Annotated in this window: 18 protein-coding genes; 15 read left to right on the top strand and 3 right to left on the bottom strand. The window is 53.4% G+C overall.

The window, feature by feature from the left end; translation table 11 throughout:
• Window positions 1–471, bottom strand: a complete 471-nt coding sequence (locus ACG1BZ_RS18830) for a MarR family winged helix-turn-helix transcriptional regulator (RefSeq protein WP_413663155.1) — start codon at window positions 469–471, stop codon at window positions 1–3.
• Between the two features lie 264 nt (window positions 472–735).
• On the opposite strand from ACG1BZ_RS18830, the gene ACG1BZ_RS18825 reads away from it, so the two are divergent.
• The 3 genes from ACG1BZ_RS18825 to ACG1BZ_RS18815 all read left to right on the top strand — a co-directional run bounded on the left by ACG1BZ_RS18825 (window position 736) and on the right by ACG1BZ_RS18815 (window position 4,806).
• Window positions 736–3,588 carry an ExeM/NucH family extracellular endonuclease gene (locus ACG1BZ_RS18825; RefSeq protein ID WP_413663154.1) on the top strand — a complete coding sequence of 951 codons (2,853 nt, stop codon included), beginning with the start codon at window positions 736–738 and terminating at the stop codon, window positions 3,586–3,588.
• Window positions 3,589–4,044: 456 nt separating this feature from the next.
• On the top strand, window positions 4,045–4,413 hold the full coding sequence (locus tag ACG1BZ_RS18820; RefSeq protein WP_413663153.1) for a hypothetical protein: 369 nt from the start codon (window positions 4,045–4,047) through the stop codon (window positions 4,411–4,413).
• 30 nt (window positions 4,414–4,443) lie between these two features.
• Complete coding sequence (locus ACG1BZ_RS18815; RefSeq protein WP_413663152.1) at window positions 4,444–4,806, top strand: VOC family protein; 363 nt, start codon at window positions 4,444–4,446, stop codon at window positions 4,804–4,806.
• Window positions 4,807–4,872: 66 nt separating this feature from the next.
• On the opposite strand, the gene ACG1BZ_RS18810 is transcribed toward ACG1BZ_RS18815, so the two are convergent.
• Entirely contained in the window at window positions 4,873–6,135 is a 1,263-nt protein-coding gene (locus tag ACG1BZ_RS18810; protein WP_282931458.1) for a 6-phosphofructokinase, read from the bottom strand.
• Between the two features lie 287 nt (window positions 6,136–6,422).
• Here ACG1BZ_RS18810 and mpl point away from each other — a divergent pair, with 287 nt between their 5' ends.
• The 4 genes from mpl to ACG1BZ_RS18790 all read left to right on the top strand — a co-directional run bounded on the left by mpl (window position 6,423) and on the right by ACG1BZ_RS18790 (window position 11,477).
• Window positions 6,423–7,805 carry a UDP-N-acetylmuramate:L-alanyl-gamma-D-glutamyl-meso-diaminopimelate ligase gene (gene mpl, locus ACG1BZ_RS18805; RefSeq protein ID WP_413663151.1) on the top strand — a complete coding sequence of 461 codons (1,383 nt, stop codon included), beginning with the start codon at window positions 6,423–6,425 and terminating at the stop codon, window positions 7,803–7,805.
• A gap of 61 nt (window positions 7,806–7,866) precedes the next feature.
• Window positions 7,867–8,499, top strand: a complete 633-nt coding sequence (locus tag ACG1BZ_RS18800; protein WP_413663150.1) for a flavin prenyltransferase UbiX — start codon at window positions 7,867–7,869, stop codon at window positions 8,497–8,499.
• Window positions 8,489–8,776: a SelT/SelW/SelH family protein gene (locus ACG1BZ_RS18795; RefSeq protein WP_282931461.1), complete on the top strand. Its 288-nt coding sequence runs from the start codon at window positions 8,489–8,491 to the stop codon at window positions 8,774–8,776. Before ACG1BZ_RS18800 ends, ACG1BZ_RS18795 begins: the two co-directional genes overlap by 11 nt.
• Window positions 8,777–8,894: 118 nt before the next feature.
• Window positions 8,895–11,477 carry an efflux RND transporter permease subunit gene (locus ACG1BZ_RS18790; RefSeq protein WP_413663149.1) on the top strand — a complete coding sequence of 861 codons (2,583 nt, stop codon included), beginning with the start codon at window positions 8,895–8,897 and terminating at the stop codon, window positions 11,475–11,477.
• Between the two features lie 73 nt (window positions 11,478–11,550).
• Here ACG1BZ_RS18790 and ACG1BZ_RS18785 read toward each other — a convergent pair whose 3' ends face one another.
• A complete protein-coding gene (locus ACG1BZ_RS18785; protein ID WP_282931463.1) occupies window positions 11,551–11,832 on the bottom strand; it encodes a peptidylprolyl isomerase in 282 nt (93 codons plus the stop codon).
• 194 nt (window positions 11,833–12,026) lie between these two features.
• Here ACG1BZ_RS18785 and ACG1BZ_RS18780 point away from each other — a divergent pair, with 194 nt between their 5' ends.
• From ACG1BZ_RS18780 to mltB, 8 genes are all read left to right on the top strand, one after another.
• Complete coding sequence (locus tag ACG1BZ_RS18780) at window positions 12,027–12,602, top strand: LON peptidase substrate-binding domain-containing protein (protein WP_413663148.1); 576 nt, start codon at window positions 12,027–12,029, stop codon at window positions 12,600–12,602.
• 150 nt (window positions 12,603–12,752) lie between these two features.
• Window positions 12,753–13,982 carry a glutamate-5-semialdehyde dehydrogenase gene (locus tag ACG1BZ_RS18775; RefSeq protein WP_413665888.1) on the top strand — a complete coding sequence of 410 codons (1,230 nt, stop codon included), beginning with the start codon at window positions 12,753–12,755 and terminating at the stop codon, window positions 13,980–13,982.
• Window positions 13,983–14,030: 48 nt separating this feature from the next.
• Entirely contained in the window at window positions 14,031–14,714 is a 684-nt protein-coding gene (gene nadD / locus ACG1BZ_RS18770) for a nicotinate-nucleotide adenylyltransferase (RefSeq protein ID WP_413663147.1), read from the top strand.
• On the top strand, window positions 14,711–15,088 hold the full coding sequence (gene rsfS / locus ACG1BZ_RS18765) for a ribosome silencing factor (protein WP_413663146.1): 378 nt from the start codon (window positions 14,711–14,713) through the stop codon (window positions 15,086–15,088). The genes nadD and rsfS overlap by 4 nt, the downstream gene beginning before the upstream one ends.
• 5 nt (window positions 15,089–15,093) lie before the next feature.
• On the top strand, window positions 15,094–15,570 hold the full coding sequence (rlmH, locus tag ACG1BZ_RS18760; protein ID WP_413663145.1) for a 23S rRNA (pseudouridine(1915)-N(3))-methyltransferase RlmH: 477 nt from the start codon (window positions 15,094–15,096) through the stop codon (window positions 15,568–15,570).
• 120 nt (window positions 15,571–15,690) lie between these two features.
• Window positions 15,691–17,586, top strand: a complete 1,896-nt coding sequence (gene mrdA, locus ACG1BZ_RS18755; protein ID WP_413663144.1) for a penicillin-binding protein 2 — start codon at window positions 15,691–15,693, stop codon at window positions 17,584–17,586.
• Window positions 17,579–18,724 carry a rod shape-determining protein RodA gene (gene rodA, locus ACG1BZ_RS18750; protein WP_413663143.1) on the top strand — a complete coding sequence of 382 codons (1,146 nt, stop codon included), beginning with the start codon at window positions 17,579–17,581 and terminating at the stop codon, window positions 18,722–18,724. The genes mrdA and rodA overlap by 8 nt, the downstream gene beginning before the upstream one ends.
• A gap of 42 nt (window positions 18,725–18,766) precedes the next feature.
• Window positions 18,767–19,777: a lytic murein transglycosylase B gene (gene mltB, locus ACG1BZ_RS18745; protein ID WP_413663142.1), complete on the top strand. Its 1,011-nt coding sequence runs from the start codon at window positions 18,767–18,769 to the stop codon at window positions 19,775–19,777.
• Window positions 19,778–19,781: the final 4 nt, after the last annotated feature.

The following is a 19,781-nucleotide window of genomic DNA, read 5'->3' as shown; positions in this document are numbered from 1 at the left end:
TTATGTAGCCTCTATTGATAGATTTTCTTTTATCCGCTCTAAATAAGAGCGTTTCTCTAAAGCTTGAATTGTTTGATTGAGCAGCTCTGATAGTTCTGTCGGTAATTCGCTATTGAGGGACTGCTCAGCTTCCAGAGTTGCTATCCACTGCTGTTTTAGCTTGGGTATCAACGCACTGCCTTTGCGGGTCAAGCGTATTTTGCGCTGGCGAGCATCTTCTCCAGAAGAGGTCTGTACCAGCCCTTGTTTAATCATGTCTTTTACAGTTTGACTCACTGCGGGCTGGGAAATATGGGTGCTCGCTACCACCTCACTAATGGTGATATCTCTCTTGTGGATAAGTGCACGCATTATCGGGGTGTAGCGGGGTTTGTAATTCTCCAGGCCACAGGCCCTATAGCTCTCTGCTACATCGCCATCCAGTAATTCCAGAAGGTGACGAAGCTGAGTCCCCAGTTGGCTGTATTTCATAAAAGCTGTTCCATAAGCACTTATATAAGTGACTATATAATTTTTGGCGAACTTTTCAAGCTTCTTTGCCGCTATTCATCACCCCGCACAAATTCTTTGGCGCTTTTTTTGCATTGTGTGGCGAGTTTGGCGGGTTTTGTGTGAAATGGATTTTTGAACAAAGAGCTGAAATTTAAATTTCATATTTCATTCATCGAACTTTAGGAATTAACCGCCAATCTTTGCGCCGCGTAATCTGTGTCAGGTACGAGTGAAGAGAACATTATGAAAGAGATTGGCTTGGCTGCCCTTGCAGCCTTGGGGTTACCATTTTTGGCTGAAGAGGTTCAAGCCAGCGACCTCATTATTTCTGAATATATCGAGGGCAGTAGCAATAATAAGGCCCTTGAGATTTACAATGGCACGGGTGCAGCGGTTGACCTCAGTAGCTACAGCATTGAACTTTACTTCAATGGCTCCTCTGCGGCGGCTTCAACCATCGCCCTAAGTGGCAGCTTGGCAGACGGCGATGTTTACGTATTCGCCCACGCAAGTGCTGATTCCTCAATCCTGTCAGTAGCCGATCAGATTTATACCAGCGGCCTGTTTAACGGGGATGATGCGGTTGCCCTGAGTGGCCCCAATGGATATGTGGATGTTATCGGCCAGATCGGTGTTGATCCCGGTAGCCAATGGGGCGACAGCAGTCTGGGGACCCAAAATCAAACCTTAATCCGCGACTGGAGTGTGAGTGAAGGTCGTGCCGACGGCAGTACGGATTTTGACCCAGATTCAGAGTGGTCTAGCTTGGGTCAGGATGACTTTTCCAACCTCGGCTGGCACAGCGAAGACGGCACTGGTGGTGGAGATGACGGCGGTGATGACGATGTTGTTCTCGGCGATTGCGGAGATATTTCTACGTTAATCAGCCAGGTTCAGGGTGATGAGTTTGAAAGCACTCTGGAGAATGAGCGCCACGAAATTGAAGCGGTTGTTGTTGGTGACTTCCAAGATACCAGCACCGGCCTTTCCGGCTTCTTCCTGCAAGAGGAAGACAGTGATCAGGATGGCCAGATCAATACCTCTGAAGGACTGTTTGTACACGACAAAGGCTTCGGTGTAGCTGTGCAAGTTGGGGACTTGGTTCGCGTCGGTGGTGTGGTTACTGAATACTATGACTTTACTGAATTAGACGAGGTTGATGGCGTCACGGTTTGTGGTAGCGGCTACAGTGTGACTGCCGAGGAAGTTACACTGCCGTTTAGTTCTGCCGAAGAGCAGGAGCAATACGAGGGTATGTTGGTTGAGTTCCCGCAAGCCCTGACAGTGAATGATCACTATAACCTGGGGCGCTATGGTGAAGTCACCCTGGCCAATGGCCGCCTCTATACTCCCACCCACAACAATGAGCCTGGGGTTGCAGCCGTAGCACAGGAAAGTGCAAACGATCTGAACAGGATTGTGCTGGACGATGGTTCCAGTGTGCAGAACCCGGAAGCTGTGCCTTATCCCGTCTCCGGCCTCAGTGCCAGTAATACCTTACGCAATGGCGATACGGTAGAGGGATTGCGCGGTGTAATGGGATATAGCTACAGCGCCTACCGAGTACATCCCGTGGAGGCGCCAGAATTTGTTGCTGCCAACCTGCGTGAAAACGATCCACAATTACCGGGTAAGGGCAGTTTAAAGATCGCCAGCTTTAATGTTCTGAATTATTTCAATGGCGATGGTTATGGCGGCGGTTTCCCTACTTCCCGTGGGGCTGATACTGAAGATGAATTCCTGCGCCAGAGACATAAAATTATCTCCGCTATTTTAGGCCTGGATGCCGATGTAGTTGGTTTAATGGAAATTGAGAACGATGGCTACGGTTCGGAAAGTGCTATTCAGGATTTAATTAATGGCCTTAACGCGGCTACTGGCAGTGAAAACTATCAATTTATTAATCCAGACCTGACACAACTGGGCACCGATGAAATTACTGTAGGGCTAATTTATCGCAGCGATCGGGTAATGCCTGTAGGCGCTGCCGCGACAACTGATAGCTATCCCTTTGATGACGGTAACCGCCAACCTCTGCTACAGGCTTTTGCCGAACTATCAAGTGGTGAAGAGCTGGCCGTGGTGGTCAACCACTTTAAATCGAAGGGAAGCTGTCCCGAAGATGGCAGTTTGAACGATGATCTGGGTGATGGACAGGGCTGCTGGAACTCCCTGCGCACCGAAGCTGCAGATGCCCTGGTTTCATGGATTGATTCTGACCCGACAGGTAGCGGCAACGACCGTGTTCTGGTGCTCGGCGACCTCAATAGCTACGCCCGCGAAAACCCAATTAGCACTCTAAAGGACGCTGGTTACGCTGATTTGTTGGAGGTTTTCGGTGAAGGAGAAGCTTACTCCTATGTCTACAGCGGTGAGTCCGGTTACTTGGATCACGCCCTCGCCAGTGAGTCACTGGCTCCTTTGGTAACAGGTGCGGCCGATTGGCATATCAATGCCGACGAGCCTCGGGTGCTGGATTACAACATCGAGAATAAAACCGATGAGCAGGTGGAGAGTTTCTACTCGACTGATGCATTCCGCGCTTCAGATCACGATCCGCTTGTGGTTGAGCTGGATCTGGGGGCAGATAACCAGGAGCCGGTTGCTGGGTTTGAGTGGGGTGTTGAAGGCTTCGAAGTGAACTACTTCGACAGCAGCGTCGATACCGATGGCACTATCGTTAGCTGGGCCTGGGATTTTGGTGATGGCACTACCAGTACTGAGCAAAACCCCAGTCATAGCTACGATGCAGCAGGCACTTATTCTGTAATTCTCCAGGTTGAGGACGACCGGGGAGCGATCTCCACCGTTGAGCAGCTTGTACCAGTTGAGGAGGTTGTTGATCTTCGGGCTGATTTTAAAGTCCACACCTTCCTGCGCTGGGTGTGGATTGAAGAGCGCAGTAGTTACGATGGCGACGGTAACCTGAGCTATGAGTGGGACTTTGGTGATGGCACCAGCCGCTCCGGCCCCATGGCACTGCATCGCTATGCCACCGGTGGTAGTTATGAAATTACCCTGACAGTGAAAGACGATCTGGGTAATGAAGATAAAGCCTACCGTGAAATTGAGATTCGCAAGCCGTTTTGGCACTGAGATGGATATCAACAACAATAAATAATTAACTCCACATATTGAACGGTCGGATATTAAGGCAAGAGATATTCGGCCGTTTTCTTTTCTCCCCACGTTAATTACGTATTTTTCATCTTTACCTCCTTGGGCATATGCCCGAGTGTTTCACTTCCTCGTTTTCATATTGGTAGCCCGGCAAGACTCCATTGCGAGCCATTAAAATCTTTATTATATGGATTATTGGAGGGGAAAGTGTTTGTGCGTGCCCGATCCCTGAATTGGAAAAAGACTTGAGTTAAATGCCTAAGATGTCTTTCTGGAGTATTGAGGTATCATTGGGGCCTATCGGAGACGTATCAAAATAGATAAATATTTAATGCAAGGAGTGTCGTTTTCAGTCAGCGTGTGTTTTATTGCTTCAGGTAAATCAGTTACTAGTGATCAGCGAAGCTATTAAACCACTGGGGGAGACATAGTTTGCAGGCATTTAAGACATTGGAAGGTTTAAGCCTGGAATGGACCGGCACACACTATTCAAAACAAGGTGATTTCCCCGACCTTTCTACCCACACGGTAACCTATGAAACCGCGACACATTGTTACGTTACGGCGTCGGGAAAATTAGTTGGGGAAGCTTCATATACCTATGAAGCCATGGACGATAGGATGGCGGCGTTGATTTATCGGCCTGATATATATCAGGGGCGAAAAGGTGTGGTGCTTTATGCGATGCTCGATTTTGTACAGATGATGGATCGCGCCATTATTCTCTATCAGGATCGGCCACTAGCGCTGGCAAATGGCAGTTTTCAGGTGGTGAATACTCCGGTGCGACCTACAGCCTGAAAATTGAAAAATAAGGAAAATGGTGAGCTTATGAGAGAGTGCGAGAAAATTAATTATATTGAGTTGCCCTCCAGGGATTTGGGTAAGACAAAAGCATTCTTTACCGAGGCTTTTAATTGGACTTTTACCGATTACGGTCCGGAGTACACCGCTTTTTCAAATGCTGGATTGGACGGTGGCTTTTTCAAGGCAGAGCTGCAGAGCACTACTGAAAATGGATCTGCATTAGTGGTGTTATACAGCCGCGACCTGGAGGGTACCCTGGAGAAGGTCACGCGATGCGGAGCCGAAATAGCCAAGCCAATTTTCCCGTTTCCCGGTGGCAGGCGCTTCCATTTTAGGGAACCTTGCGGCAATGAATTTGCGGTTTGGTCTGATGTGGAGTCTGCGTAGAGGCGTTTACAGAAAAAAGCCCCCGATTTTACTCGGAGGCTTTTGGGAGACTGGCAACCGTTTCTATTAAGCTTCGAAATCGGTACCCAGCTTCTTTTCCACCAGCTGCTTTTTCAGGGTGGCGTACTGGGGAATGCCATTTTTGTAGGGAGGGTAGTCCTCGCCTTGAATCAATGGCAGCAGGTACTTGCGTCCCTCTTCAGTAATTCCAAAGCCGTCTTCGCTGATATATTCGCGCGGCATAAATTTTTCTACGTTGGCGACTTCAGACAGCGGCGCCTCTGCGATGGACCAGCTGTACTCTTCACCTTCTGCGCGAATAATGGCAGGCATAATGGCATTTTTGCCTGCTACAGCCATTTCCACTGCGGCGCGACCTACGGCGTAGGCTTGCTCAACATCGGTAGCAGAAGCGATATGGCGGGCGGCGCGCTGGAGGTAATCTGCCAGGGCCCAGTGGTACTTCAGGCCGAGTTCGCTTTTGACCATGTTGGCCAGGGTCGGTGCAACACCGCCCAACTGTTTGTGGCCAAAGGCGTCAGTGGTGCCGGCATCGGCAAGGAAGGTGCCGTCGCCGTACTGGGCGCCTTCGGAGGCGACGATAACGCAGTAGCCTTTCTCGTCTACGGTCTTTTGTACCTTGGCGAGGAACTTCTCTTTATCGAAAGCGATTTCCGGGAACAGGATAATGTGGGGTGCATCGCCTTCCTGTTCTTGGGCCAGAGCGCCGGCAGCGGCAATCCAGCCCGCGTGACGGCCCATCACCTCGAGAATAAATACCTTGGTGGAAGTAGCGCACATGGAGGCCACGTCCATGGCCGCTTCCTTGGTGGAAACGGCAACATATTTGGCAACGGAGCCAAAGCCCGGGCAGTTGTCGGTCAGGGGTAGGTCGTTATCCACAGTTTTGGGAATATGGATGGCCTGGATTGGATAACCCATGGTCTCGGACAGTTGGGATACTTTCAGGCAGGTGTCTGCGGAGTCGCCGCCACCGTTGTAAAAGAAGTAGCCAATATTGTGCGCTTTGAAGACTTCGATCAGGCGCTCGTATTCTGCGCGGTTCTCTTCCAGGCTCTTCAGTTTATAGCGGCAGGAACCAAAGGCACCGGAGGGGGTGTGGCGCAGTGCAGCAATATCTTCTGCGCTCTCTTGGCTCACGTCGATCAGCTCCTCGCGCAGCGCGCCGAGAATACCGTTTAGCCCTGCGTAGACATTGCCAATCTGGTCCGGGTTTTCACGCGCAGCTTCAATTACGCCGCAGGCGGATGCGTTGATCACGGCGGTAACGCCACCGGACTGCGCATAAAAGGCGTTCTTTTTCGACATGGTTATCCTGTGCTTATAGAGATATAGAGAAGTATCCCGATCCGGTAATCCGCCTCGCATCTAGTTTTAAACATTTGTGCCAGTGGGGATAACCGGGAGCTCGTATCGGGTGTCGACCCTTTCGGGAAAATTCCTACCACCGTACCGGGGATGAGGCCGACCAATGCGGGGGCGGAGTCTAATGGAATAGCGAGTAAATTGCATGGTAACTGGGGTATTTGGCAATTACTGGCCCGATTTGCCGTGTTAAGCTTGCGCCGCAACCCGTAGGAGTACATTTTTCCGCTATGCATATTCATATTCTAGGTATTTGCGGCACATTTATGGGCAGTTTGGCCCAACTGGCGGTGGCGGAAGGGCACCGCGTAACCGGCAGTGACGCCAATGTTTATCCACCTATGAGCACCCAGTTGCAACAGGCGGGTATCCAAATTACCGAGGGCTATGATCCCGCACAGCTGGAGCCCGCCCCGGACCTGGTGATTATTGGCAATGCCATGTCCCGGGGAAATCCGGCAGTAGAGGCGGTATTGGAAAAAGGGTTGGCTTACACCTCTGGCGCCCAGTGGTTGTGCGATCACTTCCTGGGTGGCCGCTGGGTATTGGCGGTTTCCGGGACTCACGGTAAAACCACCACCGCCAGTATGCTGGCCTGGATTTTGGAAGCGGCAGATATGCAGCCTGGCTTCCTGATCGGTGGGGTCCCGGCTAATTTTGGTGTCTCTGCTCGTTTGGGAGAGTCTCCCTTCTTTATTGTTGAGGCGGATGAGTATGACACTGCCTTTTTCGACAAGCGTTCCAAGTTTGTGCACTACCGCCCGCGCACGGTGATTATCAACAATCTCGAATTTGACCACGCAGATATCTTTGAGGACCTGGCGGCAATCCAGAAACAATTCCATCACCTGGTACGAACTGTGCCTGCTAGCGGCCTGATAGTGGCCTCTGCCGAAGAGAATGTAGAGCAGGTGCTTGATAAAGGCTGCTGGAGTGAAGTACAGCGGGTTGGCAGCGAGTCTGCCGATGGTGTGCGAGTGGGTGATTGGTGCGCAGTGGATATTGCCGCTGATGGCAGCAGCTTTACGGTTCAGTTTAAAGGCGAAGCTGTGGCGCGGGTCGAGTGGGACCTGACCGGGCAGCACAATGTGCAAAATGGCCTCGCGGCTATGGCTGCGGCGCGGCATGTGGGTGTCACCCCAGATTTGAGTGCGGCAGCTCTGGCACGCTTCCAGGGGGTTAAACGCCGTATGGAGTGCCTGGGAGAAGTGGCCGGCATCCGTGTTTACGATGATTTTGCCCATCACCCTACCGCGATTGAATCCACCCTCAATGGTCTGCGGGCGAAGGTAGGGGAGGATAAAATCATTGCCCTGATTGAACCGCGTTCCAATACCATGCGTATGGGAGTGCACCAGGGCAAGCTGGCCGACTCCTGCTCCGGGGCCGATATGGTGCTCTGGTATCAGCCTGAGGGGGTTAACTGGTCCCTGGAAGACGTCGCCCACCACTCATCGGTGCCGGCCAAAACTTTTGATTCGATTGAAGATGGTGTGGAATCTGTGTTGCAGCTAGCCGATTCCGGTAGCCATATCGTAGTGATGAGCAACGGCGGCTTTGGCGGTATCCACCAGCGCCTTATCGGTGCCCTGGAACAGAAATACGATCTCTAAGTCAGAAGACTAATGTTTCCTGCGCAGCCCTATGCTCGCAGGGCTTAATAAGGTATCGACTTTGCATCAATCTCCTTTCGAGAAGACCGTGACCCTGGCTATGACCGGGGCCTCCGGCGCCCAGTATGGTTTGCGCCTGCTTCAGTGCCTGCTGGCTTCGAATGTGCGCGTATGGCTGCTGCTATCCGAGGCGGCTCAGGTGGTCATCAACACCGAAACTGATATGCAGTTGCCGGAGGGCGATGAGCGCGAGTTGCAGAATTTCCTCGCCGATCGTTTTGCCGCGCAGGAAGGCCAGCTGACCCTTTTCAGCAAGCGCGATTGGTTTTCCCCGGTGGCTTCTGGAACCGGGGCGCCAGCCAGTATGGTGATCTGCCCGGCAAGTGGTGGCACCTTGTCTGCGGTGGCCTGTGGAGCATCGAACAACCTGATTGAGCGGGCTGCGGATGTAGCCCTGAAAGAGCGCCGCCAGCTCATTCTGGTTCCCCGCGAGGCGCCTTACTCCGAGATTCACCTGGAAAATATGCTGAAACTCACCCGCATGGGGGCCATGATCCTGCCGGCCAGCCCTGGCTTTTACCAGAGGCCCAGTTCGGTGGAAGATATTGTGGACTTCGTGGTGGCGCGGTTGCTCGACCAGTTGGGCATCGAGCAGAAGCTGTTGCCCAGCTGGGGAGAGCAGGATGGGCAATGAGATAAAACCGAGTATTACGATTCACTACTGTGTGCAGTGCAACTGGATGTTGCGAGCCACCTGGATGGCCCAGGAATTGCTGCACACTTTCGCCGATGACCTTAATCAGGTTGCATTGCAACCGGGTACTGGGGGAGTATTCGAGATTCGGATTGGCGAAATTTTGATCTGGGAGCGCAAGCGTGACGGCGGCTTTCCCGGTGCTAAGGAGCTCAAACGTCGCGTCAGGGATACCCTGTTTCCCGAACGCGACCTGGGGCATATCGACAATCCCTGAAAAAAGTTCCAATAAAACGGTGCGGTGGCAAATTTTAGGTTTGCTAATTCATCGCATAGGCGAACAATATGCGCGCCGCAATGCGGCCAGTTTTTAGTTTGGAAAGAAGCGGAAATTTATGCTGTCAGCTTTACAGAAGTCTTATGAATACTTGGTGACCAAGCGGCCCGCTGTGGTGTTGGTGGTTATCGGCCTGTTAACCCTGCTGGCAGCCCTCGGATTGTCCCGCCTGAAGATCGATGCCTCTGCCGATTCCCTCACTCTGGAAGCTGATAAATCCCTGGATTATTTCCGCGAGATTTCCGAGCGCTATGCCAGTGGCGACTTCCTGGTCGTCACTTACCGCTCCAAGACTGGGGACCTGTTCAGTGATGAGTCCCTGGAAACCCTGGGCAAGTTGCGGGATGAATTGGCCAAGGTAGATGGTGTGTCCAGTGTGCAGAGCATTCTCGATGTCCCACTGCTGTACAGCCCCAAGCTGGTTCTCACCGATATCAGCGATGAGGTGCGCACGCTCGCCAGGCCCGATGTCGATCGGGATATGGCCCGGCAAGAGTTCCTCTCCAGCCCGATTTATCGGGAGTTGATCCTGAGCCCGGACGGGCAGACGACGGCCATACTGGCGAACCTGAAACTGGATAGCCGCGGCATCGAGATGGTGCGCGAGCGGGATGCTTTGCGCAGTAAGCGCAATACAGAGGGACTGACTCCGGAAGAGGCCGTTCGCCTGGAGGAGATCAGCGCCGTCTATCTGGCCCATCGTACTGGGCAAGAGAAAATTGCCCACCAGCGAGTCGATACCGTGCGCGCGATTCTGGCTGGCTACAATGGCGAAGCGGAGCTGTTCCTCGGTGGTGTCACCATGATTACCGCCGATATGATTTCGTTTATTAAGAGCGACCTGCTGGTATTCGGTGTGGGGATTCTCGCTTTTATCGTGATTACTCTGTTGCTGATTTTCCGCCAGCCGCGCTGGGTGCTGTTGCCGCTGATGACTTGTGTTACCACTGCGGTGGTGATGCTGGGGCTACTCGGCTGGCTGGACTGGCGACTGACAGTGATCTCGGCCAACTTTGTCGCACTGCTGCTAATTATTACCTTGGCAATTACCATCCACCTGGCGGTGCGCTACCGGGAATATATTGCCCAGAACCCGGATTGGGATCTTGAAAAGCTGGTATTGCAGACAGTGCGCTTTATGGCCAAGCCCTGCCTGTATACCGCACTGACCACCATCGTGGCTTTTGTGTCCCTGGTGGTGAGCGGCATTCGCCCGGTTATCGATTTTGGCTGGATGATGACGATGGGTGTGACTGTGGCTCTGCTGCTGTCGTTCCTGATTATTCCCAGTTTCCTGATGGTGCTGCCGAAGCGTGTGGGCAGTGTGAGTGCAGATAACTCCCACGCATTTACCCTGCAGTTTTCCCGCTTTGCTGAGCGCCACAAGTTTGTGGTGCTAGGTATTTCACTGCTGGCAGCCGTCGTGAGTGTGGTGGGTATATCCCAGCTGAAAGTGGAAAACCGCTTTATCGATTACTTCGATGATTCCACGGAAATTTATCAGGGCATGCTGGTGATTGACCGCCGCTTGGGTGGCACTGTGACCTTGGATATTATTCTGGATCAGCCCGAGGAGCAGGAGGCAGCTTTCGAGGGAGAAGAAGACCCCTTTGCGATGGAAGCAGAGGAAGATCCCTTCGCTGTAGAAGAGGACCCCTTTGCCTCCGATGATCCATTTGGCGGTGAAGAGGAGTCAGTAGAGCAGAGCTACTGGTTTACGGTTGCCGGTTTGGCAAAGCTGGAGCAGCTGCATGATTACCTGGAGGAGCAGCCGGAGATAGGCAAGGTTCAATCTCTGGCGACCCTGTATAAAGTTGCCGTGGATCTGAATGGCGGTCCCCTCAATGACTTTGAGCTGGCGGTGGCCAATACCAGCCTGCCGGCCGAAATTCGCTCCGTTCTGGTAGCCCCCTATTTATCTGTGGAGAACAACCAGGCTCGTATCACCCTGCGGGTGATGGAGACAGACCCCACCCTGCGTCGCGATGAGCTGATCCAGCGTATCTACAACTACGCTCACAATGAGATGGGCATAGCTCCAGAGAATGTTCATCAGACCGGCCTGTTGGTTCTGTACAACAATATGTTACAGAGCCTGTTTAAATCCCAGATCCTGACCCTGGGTGCCGTTTTTGTCGGAATCCTGCTGATGTTCCTGGTGCTATTCCGCTCTCTGTGGATTGCTCTGATTGCACTTGTGCCAAATATGCTGGCGGCCTGTGTGGTACTTGGTGGTATGGGGCTCGCGGGTATCCCGCTGGATATGATGACCATCACTATCGCCGCGATTACCGTGGGTATCGGGGTGGACCACGCGATTCACTACCTGTATCGCTTCCGCGCGGAGTTTGCCAAAGATGGCAATTACCTGGCGACCATGCATCGCAGCCATGCGACGATTGGCCGTGCCATGTTCTACACTGCGATCACGATTATTGTCGGTTTCTCAATTTTGGCGCTGTCGAAGTTTGTTCCGTCGATCTATTTCGGCCTCCTCACCGCGCTGGCGATGTCCGCCGCACTGTTGGGTTCCCTGACACTTCTGCCCCTGTTGCTGGTGATGTTCAAGCCGCTCGGTCGTCAGAGGCAATCTGATAAAGTTGAGCCCGAGGCACCGATGCAGGAGGCGCCCAGCGCCTGAATCGAAGGAATTTGAAATATAAAAAAAGCCGGGATAACCCCGGCTTTTTTTATGTCTGCTCAACAGTCGGGACTCAGTCCTGACGGCTGGTAATTTCCAGCAAGTGGTAGCCAAACTGGGTTTTGACTGGGCCGTGCACCTTGTGCAGCTCCTCGGAAAATACGACCTTGTCAAATTCGGGAACCATCATTCCCTTGCTGAAAGAGCCCAGGTCACCGCCGGAACGGCTAGAGGGGCACTGGGAGTACTGCTCGGCAATTTTACCGAAGTCAGCGCCGTTCTCGATTTGCTGTTTCAGGTCCTGGCACTGCTGTTCATTTTCAACCAGGATATGGCGAGCGGTTGCTGTAGGCATGAAAAATCTCCGTTTGGTCAATTTACCGCAGCAGCTTAAAGGCTGGATGTTGGGCTTGCCAGCGACAATTACCGCAAAGTGGAAAAACTTGCTCCCAATCCAACCGGTTGGCGGTAAAAAGTCTCTTAACCTGCCGCAGAGTTCCCTAGGGCGATGTTATCTTTAGGGCACACAAAAAATAATGAGTGATGACTTTGCAACAGATACCCCTTTTTCCCCTGAGTGTCCCTCTATACCCCGGCGTGACTTTACCCCTGCGGATTTTTGAGCAGCGCTATATCCACCTTGTTAGTGAGTCCATGAAAACCAATAGTGGCTTCGGCATTGTATTGATTCGCTCCGGGGGTGAAGTGGGGCGTGCTTCAGTATGGCCTCTCGGTGTTTATGTCGACATCGTGGATTGGGGACAGGGCGAGGGAGGGTTGCTAAACGTGGAGGTGAAAGGTCGGCGTCGCTTTCGCATTGTCCACACCCGTCGCGCAGAAGATGACCTGCTTCTGGGGGACGTGGAATGGATACCAGATGAAGATGAAAAGCCGATTCCGGCGGATTGCGACGGTCTTCTATCGGTGTTGGAAGAGTTGAAGGAGCGGGCGCAGTCGCTATCACTTAAATTTGAGCCGGTGGAGTCTGCGGACTCACTTTCCTGGCAATTGGCTCAGCTTTTGCCACTGGAGGATAAGGTTCGCACCGATCTGCTGGCGGTAGAAGATCCTCTTATGCGGCTTGCAACCATTGCCGAGAACCTGGACCGTTGGACGCGGGAATAGCTAGATATAAAGCTGTGGGGCCCGGTAATCGGCACTTTCAACCGGGTCTCGCTGGGTTATACTGCGCGGCCGACCGGATTTTGCACGGAGAGCCAAGTGACCGCCACAGACACCGCTGATCAGCAATCCACTCGCGCCAAGCTCGAACAAATGGGGCGCGCAGCCCGTACCGCCGCTAAACAGATAGCTGCTGCGGATACCTCCACCAAAAATAATGCTCTTAAAGCCATCGCTGCCCAACTGGAGGCACAGCGAGTATCTTTACTGAAGGCCAATGCATTGGATATGCAGGCCGGTCGCGAGCGCGGCCTGGATGCGGCTCTTCTGGATCGTCTGGAGCTTAACGATGCCCGCATCGATGGCATGATCGAGGGCTTGGTGCAGGTGGCAGAGCTGCCCGACCCGGTGGGAGAAGTTGAAGATTTACGCTATCGCCCCAGCGGTATTCAAGTGGGCAAAATGCGTGTGCCCCTAGGGGTGGTGGGCATTATTTATGAGTCCAGGCCCAATGTGACAATTGATGCAGCGAGCCTGTGCTTAAAATCCGGCAATGCCACAATTTTGCGTGGAGGCAGTGAAGCGCTGCACTCGAACAAGGCAATTGCCACCTGTATTACCGCCGGCTTGCGCGAAGCGGGTTTGCCGGAAACGGCGGTGCAGGTTGTCGATACCACCGATCGAGCGGCGGTGGGTGCCCTGATCACCATGCCGGAATATGTGGATGTGATTGTACCCAGGGGCGGAACCGGCCTGATTGAAAGGGTCAGTCGCGAAGCCCGAGTGCCGGTGATCAAACACCTACACGGTGTTTGTCATGTGTATATCGATGATCGGGCTGACCTGGACAAAGCTTACGATATCGCCCTCAATGCCAAGACCCATCGCTATGGTGTTTGTAACGCCATGGAGACACTTTTAGTTGCCGAGATGGTTGCGGCGGATATACTGCCGCGCTTGGCTGGTGCCTACGAAGAAAAAGGGGTTGAATTGCGCGGTTGTGACCGGACCCGTGAAATCATTCCTCACTGTGTAGCGGCGACAGAAGATGACTGGAGTGAGGAATACCTTGCCCCGGTTCTCGCTGTGCGTGTTGTTGCGGATATGGAAGCGGCTATGGACCATATTGCCTGTTACGGATCCGGCCACACCGAGGCAATTGTCACCCAGGATTACAGTCGCAGCCGCCGCTTTATGAGTGCTGTGGATGCCAGCTCAGTGATGATTAATGCCTCAACCCGTTTTGCTGACGGTTTCGAGTACGGCTTGGGGGCGGAAATTGGTATCAGTACTGATAAAATCCACGCCCGCGGCCCGGTTGGCCTGGAAGGGCTCACTTCGCAAAAATGGATTGTGTTCGGAGATGGCCATATCCGGCAATAAGCACTTTTTCCTTTGGGGCAGCGAGTGCGAGGGGTACGAGAAATAATTGTGGCGAGCAAAAGGCATACGTTGGCCCTGTTTGGCGGAACCTTTGATCCGATTCATCTCGGTCATTTGCGCATGGCGCTGGAGCTGCGCCAGGTGCTCGAATTTGATGAAATGCGCTTGCTACCCAGCCACCAGCCCGCCCACCGGCAGACGCCAGGTGTATCGTCCCGCCAGCGCAGCGAAATGCTGGCTCTGGCGCTGGAGGGGTGTGAGGAACTCACCCTGGATGAGCGAGAACTCCATCGTGGCGGAGCTACTTATACGGTAGATACCCTGGAGGAGCTGCGCAGTGAGCTGGGAGGTGAAGCCTCCATCAGTTTCTGCATGGGATTGGATTCCCTATTGAGTCTGCACCGCTGGCACCGCTGGGAGCGCCTCTTGGAGCTGGCACATCTGGTGGTAGTAACAAGGCCGGGCTGGCACCTGCCAGATCGCGATAGCGAAGAGCATGGCCCTCTGGCAGAACTGCTGGAGAATCATCGGGGCACGGTTGCAGACTTGCATACACGAGCATGTGGTTGCCTGTTGTTGCGGGAGCAGACCATGTTGCCAATTTCCGCGACGCAAATTCGCGAATTAATTAAAAGTGGCCAGTCGCCACGCTATTTACTGCCCGCAACTGTGTTGCAGTACATAGAAGATCATCGACTTTATACAGAGGTTGCTTCAGGCGACCCGCAATGAATCAAGGTGTTATGACAAATATTAAAGATATCGCTCTCAATGCGCTGGAAGATTTGAAAGGTAAGGATATTGTTTCCCTGGATGTTTCCGGGCTTTCAGATGTAATGGACAATCTGCTGATCTGTACTGGTACTTCCAGCCGCCAGGTTAAGTCCCTGGCAGAGAACGTTGTAGACGAGCTGAAAAAAGAAGGTATTCGCCCCATTGGTGTTGAAGGTGTCGACCAGGGTGAGTGGGTATTAGTCGACTACGGTGACTTGGTTGTTCACGTGATGCTCGCAGATGTTCGCGGTTTCTACGATCTGGAAAAACTCTGGTCTATGACTCCGAATACCCGTGACGATGCCGATGGCAGTGATCCGCACCAGGGTTAATTGCTGTGAAAATCCGCATTCTTGCCGCCGGTGGAAAAATGCCGGCTTGGGTGCAGGAGGGCTACGCCGAGTACGCTAAGCGCCTGCCCCGGGAAATTGCTCTGGAAATGGTGGAAATTCCACTCGGCCAACGAGGCCAAAAGAGCTCTGCAGCCCTGATTGAAAAAGCGCGAAAAAAAGAGGGCGAGGCGATGCTCGCCGCTTTGGGACCGCGGGACCACGTGGTAGCGCTCGATGTGAAAGGTAAGCCCTGGAGTACCGAGCAGTTGTCGGCGCAATTAAGTGATTGGCAAATGCTCGGGGAAAATATCAGCCTGTTAATTGGCGGGCCCGACGGTTTATCCGAAGACTGCCTCGCCCGTGCACACCAGCGCTGGTCTCTGTCCCCTCTGACCTTGCCGCACCCGCTGGTGAGGGTGGTTCTGGCTGAACAAATTTATCGCGCCTGGACATTATTGGCCGGCCATCCCTACCACAAATAAAATATTTGCGATAAGTCGCGGAGAGATTTGCCGACTCGGTTCTCTCTCCTGACTCGCCCTGTGTTAATGTAGGGAATTAGATTTTTTGCACGCCAGTCAAAAACCATCGAATAAATTCTGATGCCGCACGATTACCATCTCAAGGATCCCCATACCGAGCAGCGATTGTTTCGCAATCGTATGTTGGTGGCGCTTGTGGGGGTTATCTTTTTACTGGGTGTGCTCGTAGCGCGTTTCTACAACCTCCAGGTGGTTAATTACGAAGACTACCGCACTCAATCTGATGAGAACCGTATCCAGGTGCGCCCGGTCGCGCCGACCCGCGGATTGATCTACGACCGCAACGGCATTTTACTAGCCGATAACCGCGCCAGTTATAACTTGTCGATAGTTCGCGAGCGCGTGCGCGATATGGATGCCACGCTAGAGCTGATCGGTAACCTGGTGCGACTCGATGAAAATGATGTCACCAAGTTCCAGAAACGCCTCAAACGCCGGCGCCCCTATGAGCCAGTGCCTCTCCGGTTTCGTTTGAACGAAGATGAAATCGCACGGATCAGTGTTAATCAATTCCGTATGCCTGGAGTGTCAGTGGAGGCGGAGTTGGTGCGTTACTACTCCCTCGGGGATCTATTTGCCCACAGTGTGGGCTACGTGGGACGAATCAGTGACCGCGACCTGAGTAACTTTACCGAGGATGATGTGCGCCGCTATCGCGGTACCCGCAGTATCGGTAAGGTCGGGTTGGAACGTTCCTACGAGGACCTCCTGCTTGGGGAGGTCGGTTATGAAAATGTTGAAATTAATGCTCGTGGCCGGGTTTTACGAGTACTGGAGCGCCGGGACCCCAAACCGGGCTCGGATCTGGTGCTCAACCTGGATGCTCAACTGCAACAAGTCGCCTCTGATGCCCTGGGAGATCGCCGCGGTGCAGTAGTTGCGATCGATGTAAATAGCGGTGGTGTGTTGGCGTTTGTCAGCAAGCCGTCCTTCGACCCCAACTTGTTTGTGACCGGCATCAGCTTTGCCGACTATCGCGCCCTCAGCGATTCTCTCGATGTGCCCCTGTTTAATCGGGCGGTGCAGGGGCAGTATCCACCGGGCTCGACTCTAAAGCCGTTGATGGGGCTGGGTGGACTCCAGGCGGGCATTATTACCCGAGAGAGTACAGTCAAGGACCCCGGCTTTTACAAGCTGCCCAACGATCCGCGCATCTACCGCGACCACGTGCGCTGGGGGCACGGTGAGAAAGTGGATCTGATACAGGCCATGGCGCAGAGCTGTGACGTCTACTTTTGGGATATGGCGCACCGCTGGGATATCGATGATATGCACAGCATCGCCTCTCATTTTGGCTTGGGCAGCAAGACAGGGATTGATCTGCCCATGGAGCGCTCTGGACTATTTCCTTCCCGAGACTGGAAGCGCGGCGCCCGCGGAATGCCCTGGTTCCCCGGTGACAGTTTGAATGCGGTGCTGGGGCAGGGCTTTGTGTTGGCGACGCCACTGCAGCTTGCAGTAATGACTGCCACGATTGCCAATCGCGGTACCCACTACCGCCCGCAGATGGTCAAGTCGATCAACGGGGTGGAACAACCTCCCGAGATACTGCACAACCTCGAGGCCCGCCCTGATCACTGGGATTTGGTCTTCGAGGGAATGGAGGCTGTAGTCAACCACCGTACCGGTACCGGGAAACGGGCAGGTAAAGATCTGGACTTCCGCGTGGCGGGTAAGTCCGGTACCGCTCAGGTGGTCGGTATTGCCCAGGGGGAGCGCTATGACTCAGAGGCCCTGCAAGAGCGCCACCGAGACCACGCCCTGTTTGTGGCCTTCGCGCCTGTGGATAACCCCCGTATCGCTGTTTCGGTATTAGTCGAAAATGGTGAGGGCGGCGGCAAGGTCGCTGCTCCGGTGGCAAGAGAGCTATTTGCGGAGTGGATGTCACGCCCGCAGTTGGAACCGCAGAAGACGGCGGATACCACTTATTTGAGCGAGGGGGCTGGCAATGGCTAGTCGCGATTTCTCCCACCGTTTGTCAGATGCCCACGGCAGTCTGCGCAAGCCGGTCAGTCTCTCACGCCGCCTGCATATTGATATACCGCTACTGGTACTGTTGTTGGTGTTGGCCGCTGTAGGACTTGGAGTGCTGTACAGCGCTTCTGGCGGTGATATGAACTATGTGCGGCGCCAGTCAATTTTTATGTGCGTGGCCTTTGTGGGCATGTTTATCGTTGCGCAAATCCCCCTGGATTTTTATCGGCGCTGGTCCCCCTGGGCCTATTTGGCCGGTTGTGCGCTATTGGTTGGGGTATTGTTCTTTGGCACCAAGGCGATGGGGGCACAGCGCTGGCTGGAGATAGGCGGGTTTCGCTTCCAGCCATCGGAAGTGATGAAGCTCGGTGTCCCCATGGCAGTGGCAGCTTACCTGCATCAACGCCGTTTGCCGCCATCACTGACCACAGTGATTGGAGCTTTGGCAATTGTGGCGATTCCCGCAGCTCTTATCGTACGGCAACCGGATTTGGGGACTTCGATCCTGATTGCGGCGTCCGGTCTTTTTGCCCTGTATCTAGCGGGGTTGAGTTGGAAGATGATCAGTGCCGCGGCAATGGCGCTGTTGGTTGCTGCCTATCCAATTTGGCACTGGGGGCTCCACGATTACCAGCGGCAGCGAATTTTGACCCTGCTCAACCCAGATGATGACCGTTTTGGTGCTGGTTGGAATATATTTAACTCCAAAGCGGCTATCGGCTCCGGTGGTGTTTACGGCAAAGGCTACCTGCAGGGAACCCAGTCACAGCTCGATTTCCTGCCGGAGAGCCATACCGATTTTATTATCGCGGTACTGTCGGAGGAGTGGGGCATGCGCGGCGCCCTGTTGCTGCTTTTGCTATATGTACTGATTATCGCCCGTGGCATTTACATCAGCTTTATGGCCCAGCACGTATTTGGCCGATTGTTGGCGGGGAGTATTACCCTCACTTTTTTTGTCTATGTATTTGTAAACATTGGTATGGTTACAGGATTGTTGCCGGTAGTTGGGGTGCCTTTGCCTGTGATTAGTTACGGCGGGACATCCTTGATTACATTGATGGCCGGATTTGGCTTGTTGATGGCTGTTGGCACTGAGCGGCGCAGAGTTCACTTTTGAGGAACACTGCATAGGGACAATAACCGGATTTAGAGACGCGAGATGAAGACAGGAGCGGTCGTTTTGAAGTGGACCTCGGGATTATTAATCGGGATGGGACTGGCCCTCGCCGCCTGTGCGCAGGAACCGGGTCACGGAAATAATAAACAAGCGCAAGAATTCGTAGATTATATGGTGGAAGAGCACGATTTTAATCGCGAAGAAATGCAGACTCTGATGCGTGAGGCCAAGCGCAAAGATTCCATCCTAAAGGCGATCAAACGGCCAGCTGAGAAAGCCAAGCCCTGGCACGAATATCGCAAAATGTTTCTCACCCCGCAGAGCATTGCCGGTGGGGTAGACTTTTGGGATCAAAATGCCGAGGCCCTGGCTGAGGCTGAAAAGAAATACGGTGTACCGGCAGAGATGATTGTTGCCATCATCGGAATTGAAACCCGATACGGCGGTAATATGGGCGGCTACCGGGTTTTGGATGCACTTTCCACGCTGGCATTTAACTACCCCCGTCGCTCTGCGTTTTTTACCAAAGAGTTAGAAAACTACCTTCTGCTGACTCGTGAGCAGGATATGGACCCCTTGGCTCTCAAGGGCTCTTATGCTGGGGCTATGGGCTACGGCCAATTCATGCCTTCAAGCTACCGCTCTTATGCGGTGGACTTCAGCGACGATGGCAAGGCGGATATATGGAACAACCCTACCGATGCGATCGGCAGTGTGGCTAACTATTTCGTTAAACATGGATGGAAGCCCGGTGAACCGGTCGCGGTACTGGCCAGCCCCCGCCCGAATGCGGACATGACAATCGTCAACGATACTCTGCAGCCGCAGTGGACCGTTGGAGAATTGGCGGACAAAGGCTTTAACGCTACTAGCCAGGTGGCTCCGGAAATGCCGGCCAACGTATTCTCCCTGCAAACTGAGCAGGGAAAACAGTATTGGCTCGGTTTGAATAATTTCGCGACTATCACCCGCTATAACCGCAGTCGCCTTTACGCTATGGCCGTCAATGATCTGGCCCAAGAGATTGTTAAAGCGAGAGGCGGCAAGTCTTAAGGCG

It is taken from the genome of Microbulbifer sp. CNSA002, from assembly GCF_047324085.1.
GTDB lineage: Bacteria > Pseudomonadota > Gammaproteobacteria > Pseudomonadales > Cellvibrionaceae > Microbulbifer.
Note: the sequence above shows the minus strand (reverse complement) of the source record. Positions and strands in the feature narration are given on the sequence as shown.

Coding starts and splice junctions, on each gene's coding strand:
- mpl (WP_413663151.1), top strand. CDS start 6,423: ATGCATATTCATATTCTAGGTATTTGCGGCACATTTATGGGCAGTTTG.
- rodA (WP_413663143.1), top strand. CDS start 17,579: ATGGCTAGTCGCGATTTCTCCCACCGTTTGTCAGATGCCCACGGCAGT.
- ACG1BZ_RS18810 (WP_282931458.1), bottom strand. CDS start 6,135: ATGTCGAAAAAGAACGCCTTTTATGCGCAGTCCGGTGGCGTTACCGCC.
- mltB (WP_413663142.1), top strand. CDS start 18,767: ATGAAGACAGGAGCGGTCGTTTTGAAGTGGACCTCGGGATTATTAATC.
- rsfS (WP_413663146.1), top strand. CDS start 14,711: ATGAATCAAGGTGTTATGACAAATATTAAAGATATCGCTCTCAATGCG.
- ACG1BZ_RS18795 (WP_282931461.1), top strand. CDS start 8,489: ATGGGCAATGAGATAAAACCGAGTATTACGATTCACTACTGTGTGCAG.
- ACG1BZ_RS18815 (WP_413663152.1), top strand. CDS start 4,444: ATGAGAGAGTGCGAGAAAATTAATTATATTGAGTTGCCCTCCAGGGAT.
- ACG1BZ_RS18830 (WP_413663155.1), bottom strand. CDS start 471: ATGAAATACAGCCAACTGGGGACTCAGCTTCGTCACCTTCTGGAATTA.
- ACG1BZ_RS18775 (WP_413665888.1), top strand. CDS start 12,753: ATGGGGCGCGCAGCCCGTACCGCCGCTAAACAGATAGCTGCTGCGGAT.
- ACG1BZ_RS18825 (WP_413663154.1), top strand. CDS start 736: ATGAAAGAGATTGGCTTGGCTGCCCTTGCAGCCTTGGGGTTACCATTT.
- ACG1BZ_RS18785 (WP_282931463.1), bottom strand. CDS start 11,832: ATGCCTACAGCAACCGCTCGCCATATCCTGGTTGAAAATGAACAGCAG.
- mrdA (WP_413663144.1), top strand. CDS start 15,691: ATGCCGCACGATTACCATCTCAAGGATCCCCATACCGAGCAGCGATTG.
- ACG1BZ_RS18790 (WP_413663149.1), top strand. CDS start 8,895: ATGCTGTCAGCTTTACAGAAGTCTTATGAATACTTGGTGACCAAGCGG.